This is a genomic window from Inquilinus sp., assembly GCF_057815775.1.
Genome location: NZ_JBYRFX010001081.1, coordinates 1 through 3,645 on the forward strand (window position 1 = coordinate 1; position 3,645 = coordinate 3,645).

5 protein-coding genes are annotated in these 3,645 nt (G+C 69.2%); 4 read left to right on the forward strand and 1 reads right to left on the reverse strand.

The window, feature by feature from the left end; genetic code table 11:
* From AC3XYG_RS38720 to AC3XYG_RS38735, 4 genes are all read left to right on the forward strand, one after another.
* The coding region (locus tag AC3XYG_RS38720) for a glutamine synthetase family protein (protein WP_489145237.1) at positions 1-1,197 on the forward strand (1,197 nt) is incomplete at its 5' end.
* A gap of 276 nt (positions 1,198-1,473) precedes the next feature.
* Positions 1,474-1,713, forward strand: a complete 240-nt coding sequence (locus AC3XYG_RS38725; RefSeq protein ID WP_489145238.1) for a DUF2630 family protein — start codon at positions 1,474-1,476, stop codon at positions 1,711-1,713.
* Positions 1,714-1,774: 61 nt separating this feature from the next.
* Positions 1,775-2,338 carry a DUF3455 domain-containing protein gene (locus AC3XYG_RS38730; RefSeq protein WP_489145239.1) on the forward strand — a complete coding sequence of 188 codons (564 nt, stop codon included), beginning with the start codon at positions 1,775-1,777 and terminating at the stop codon, positions 2,336-2,338.
* A gap of 93 nt (positions 2,339-2,431) precedes the next feature.
* Positions 2,432-3,370, forward strand: coding sequence for a hypothetical protein (locus AC3XYG_RS38735; protein WP_489145240.1), 939 nt, complete (start codon positions 2,432-2,434; stop codon positions 3,368-3,370).
* Positions 3,371-3,407: 37 nt separating this feature from the next.
* On the opposite strand, the gene AC3XYG_RS38740 is transcribed toward AC3XYG_RS38735, so the two are convergent.
* The coding region (locus tag AC3XYG_RS38740) for a TerC family protein (protein WP_489145241.1) at positions 3,408-3,645 on the reverse strand (238 nt) is incomplete at its 5' end.

The window sequence follows — 3,645 nt, forward strand, 5'->3', positions numbered from 1 at the left end:
TTCTCGGCCTGCGCGCCGATCCTCGATTGCCGCGGCCTGGGCCACGGCGCGGAAGGGCTCGGCGCCGCCGATGGCGACCCGGACGGCACGGCGATGCCGGTGCACGGCAGCCTGGTCCCGGTGCCCTGGGCCCAGCGCCCGACCGCCCAGATCCTGTGCGCCATGACCGAGGCCGACACTGGCGCGCCCCTCTGGTTCGACCCGCGCGCCATCCTGGCCGGAATCATCGCCCGCTGCCGCGCCGACGGGCTGTTCCCGGTGGTGGCCTGCGAGCTGGAATTCACCCTGCTGGAGGCGGCGCGCACGCCCGAGGGCGGCATCGTCCCGGCGGCGCTGCCGCGCACCGGCCAGCCGCCGCGCACGGCCGCGAACCTGTCGCTGGCGGCGGTGGAGGAGCATGCCGGCTTCCTCGGCCGCATCACCGCGGCGGCGAAGCTGCAGCGGCTGCCGCTGGCCGGCGCCGTGGCCGAATACGGGCTCGGCCAGTTCGAGGTCAATCTCGACCATCTCGCCGACCCGCTGGCGGCGGCCGACCATGCGGCGCTGCTGCGCCGGCTGGTCAAGGGCATCGCCCGGGCGCAGGGGCAGGAGGCGACGTTCATGTCGAAGCCCTTCGCCGACCAGCCCGGCAACGGCTTCCACATCCATGTCAGCCTGGTCGACGCCCAGGGCCGCAACCGCTTCGCCCAGGCGGGCGGCGAGGCGCTGCTGCACAGCGCCGTGGCCGGGATGCAGGCGATGATGCTGGATTCCGTCGGCCTGCTGGCACCGAACTTCAACGCCCATCGCCGCTATCTCGGCCTGTTCGTGCCGACCTCGCGCGCCTGGGGCCACAACAACCGCAGCGTCGCCTTCCGCATCCCGGAGGCGGGCGGCGAGGCGCGGCGGGTCGAACACCGGGTGGCGGGGGCCGAGGCCAGCCCGCATCTGGTGATGGCCGCGGTGCTGGCGGCGGTGCATCACGGCATCACCAAGGGGCTGCGGCCGACCGCGCCGAGCACCGGCGATGCCGGCCGCAGGCGGGATCCCGCCTTCCCCGACGGCATCCTGGCGGCGCTGGCGCGGCTGGAGCGGTCGCGGCTGCTGGCCGAGTACATGCCGAAGCGCTTCCTGGCCGCCTATGCCGCCTCCAAGCGCGGCGAATATGCCGATCTGATCGCCCAGGTGTTCCCGCGGGAATACGATTTCTACCTGTAGCCGGGCCGGGCGAGGGGAGGGCGAAGGCCCTTCCCCGTGCCCGGTTTCAGCCGTAGCCCCAGGGCTGCATCCGTAGCCCGATTCCGTCTCCCCGCCCGCCGCGCCCTGTCGCACAGTCCCGGCCGCAAAGTCCGCCGGCGCCGGTGCCGGCCTGACGGGAGAATGGAATGACGACCCGCTGCGGCGAGCAGACGCTTTTTCTGGCGCCGGTCTGCGCTATCCTCAGTCAAAGCCCCGGCGCGGCAAGCCCCGGGGCACCGACCGGAAGGAGCGTCCATGACGACCGATCAATCGGTTCTCAACCACATCGAGAAGCTGGTGGCGGAGGAGGAGCATCTCTACGCCCGCGGCCAGCCGGCCCAGTCCGACCTGGAGCGATTGCGCAAGATCGAGAGCGAGCTCGACCGTGCCTGGGACCTGCTGCGCCAGCGCCGCGCCCGGCGCGAGTTCGGCCAGGATCCGGGCGAGGCGCATGTCCGCTCGGCCGGCATCGTAAAGCACTACCGGGACGAGTGAGCGGCCCCTCGCGGCAGGTCCCCGGGCGGATTTCACGACCGAGGGCCACGCGAGGAAGACGATGATGATCGGACGGGTTGCGGCGGCTGCCGCCCTGATGCTGCTGCTGGCGCAAGGTGTTGCCGGTGCCGTGACGAGTGCACCAGTTCCGGCGGCGATCCAGCCGGGCGGCGCCCGGCTGCTGTTCACCGCCGAGGCAAGCGGCGTGCAGATCTACCGCAGCGTCGCCGACCCCGGCGGCCCGCTGCATTGGCAGCTGCAGGCGCCGCTGGCGCAGCTGACCGGCGAGGACGGCCGGATCGTGATTCGGCATTATGCCGGCCCCTCCTGGGAAGCGGCGGACGGCAGCAAGGCGATGCTGGACCCGGCCGGCAAGGTGGTGGCGGTGCCCGCGCCGCCCGAAACCGACACGACCGCTATGCCCGATATCCCATGGCTGCTGGTCCCGGTCACGGCCAGCCCGGAGCCGGATGGTGCGGCACCCGGCGCGCTGGGCCAGGTCGCCTTCGTGCAGCGCAGCGCCACCCATGGCGGTGCCGCCCCGGCGACCCCGCCGCTGCGGCCCGACACCCAGGTCGGCGTGTCCTACACCGCCACCTACGCCTTCTTCGCCCGGGCGGAGTAGGGGCCGCAGAAGCGGAGTGGCCCCGGGGCTGATCCGTTTTTCCCGGTCCGCGGGCGACCTGGGCAATCCTCACCCCGCCGCAAGGAAATTCCGATGGCCGAAGACCAGGTTAGCGCCGGTGATCCGACGACAGAAGCGACTTCGGACCGGACCCCGCTGCTTGCCGCAATAGGGGTGTGGCTTGGTCAGGTCGTCCGGATCGACAATCGGTCCCTGCCGGCTGCCTCGACAGCCCAGCCGAAGCTGTGGCGTGACACCGCGCCCCAGCGCAGATCGTCCTTGCCGGCGACGCCGACCGCTGCGCCGGAGCCACATCCGAACAAGCCTCAGCGCAGACGGAGTGTCGATTTCTCCCAAAAATGGCGGCTGCCGGAGTCCGATGCCAAGGCGATGCATGAGTTCGAGGCGTTCGGAAAGACCTTATCCGAGAAGACGATTCTGAATATCGGTGCGATCGCGTTCCAGATGTCCGGCCTGAAAAAGAGTGATGCGGTCAAGACATTCGCCAACGCGGCGGATGGACGATTTGGCCTGCAGCGCCGATCCTGGGCGAAGTTCGTCAGGGTCTGCGCCCATCTGCCCCATGTCGCCTATCTGTCTGCGTCCGATCCGGGCACGTTCCGCGGCGCGGTGATCGGGGTCCGCCTTGCGCTGTTTCCGAAGCTGGTCGAAGGGGATGTCGAGGCCGGCCAGCAGGGCAAGGAATCGGCCGAGGTCCAGCTGACGCGAAAATTCATCAAGGAATTGTTGAACGATTGGGGATTCAACCCGCGCACCGGGAAATTCGACTCCAAGAAATTTGGGGTCAGGCAGGACAGGGCAGGCACGCGAAAGCAGTTGCACGCCTTCAAGCAACGCCTCGACGATCTCGAGAGCCAGAAAAGAGCGCAGAAAGAACGAGAAGACGACATTCTGAAGAGAGATGAGATCACGCGAAAGGCGGCAGAAAAACAGCAGGAATATTTCCTGAACGGGTTCGAAGCGCTGTCTGCCGACCAAAAGCCCGTCGGCGCCGGGGATAGCGCCTTATAAGCCACTGCCTCCTTCGCGCGCCGAACCGCCTGATGATTTACCGGATGGGCGCCGTCGCGTGCCAGATCTCGTGGCCGCCATCCCACATCATGATGACGGCGACGTAGAGGATGATCGCCAGGCCGACATAGGCAATCCAGCGGTGGCGGTTCAGCAGCTTGGCGATGAACGAGGCGGCGAAGCCCATCATCGCGATCGACAGCGCCAAACCGAAGACCAGGATGATCGGGTGCTCGCGCGCCGCGCCGGCCACCGCCAGCACGTTGTCCAGCGAC

Coding starts and splice junctions, on each gene's coding strand:
- AC3XYG_RS38735 (WP_489145240.1), top strand. CDS start 2,432: ATGGCCGAAGACCAGGTTAGCGCCGGTGATCCGACGACAGAAGCGACT.
- AC3XYG_RS38725 (WP_489145238.1), top strand. CDS start 1,474: ATGACGACCGATCAATCGGTTCTCAACCACATCGAGAAGCTGGTGGCG.
- AC3XYG_RS38730 (WP_489145239.1), top strand. CDS start 1,775: ATGATGATCGGACGGGTTGCGGCGGCTGCCGCCCTGATGCTGCTGCTG.